Source organism: Mesorhizobium sp. M7A.F.Ca.US.005.03.2.1 (assembly GCF_003997795.1).
Classification (GTDB): domain Bacteria; phylum Pseudomonadota; class Alphaproteobacteria; order Rhizobiales; family Rhizobiaceae; genus Mesorhizobium; species Mesorhizobium ciceri.
This window is the reverse complement of the sequence record NZ_RZRP01001598.1, coordinates 1-477: the sequence shown is the minus strand read 5'-3', so window position 1 is coordinate 477 and position 477 is coordinate 1. Positions and strand designations below refer to the sequence as shown.

1 protein-coding gene is annotated in these 477 nt (G+C 66.2%); it reads right to left on the bottom strand.

The annotated features are described in order from the left end of the window. The coding region (locus EN991_RS39360; RefSeq protein ID WP_206519382.1) for a pseudouridine-5'-phosphate glycosidase at nucleotides 1-477 on the bottom strand (477 nt) is incomplete at both ends.

The following is a 477-nucleotide window of genomic DNA, read 5'->3' as shown; positions in this document are numbered from 1 at the left end:
ACGGCGATTGCCTGGACCAGAAGGCCGGCATCGTCTCGCAGCCATGGCCGATCACCGGCACGCCGCGCGTCTCCAGCACTTCCAGCGTCTTTTCGATGTCGAGGATCGCCTTGGCGCCGGCCGAGACGACAATCACCGGGGTGCGCGCCAGCTCGTCGAGATCGGCGGAAATGTCAAAGCTCTTTTCGGCGCCCTTGTGCACGCCGCCGATGCCGCCGGTGGCAAACACTTTTATGCCGACAATATGCGCCGCGATCATCGTGGCGGCGACCGTGGTGCCGCCGGTGCGCCCTTGCGCCACGGCAAAACCGAGATCGGCGCGCGACAGCTTCATGGCGTCGCCCGTCATCGCCAGCGATTCGCGCTCGCCGTCAGAAAGCCCGATCTTGATGCGGCCGCCAACCACGGCGATCGTCGCCGGCACGGCGCCGCCATCGCTGATGATCTTTTCGACATCGGCCGCCATGGCGCCGTTGT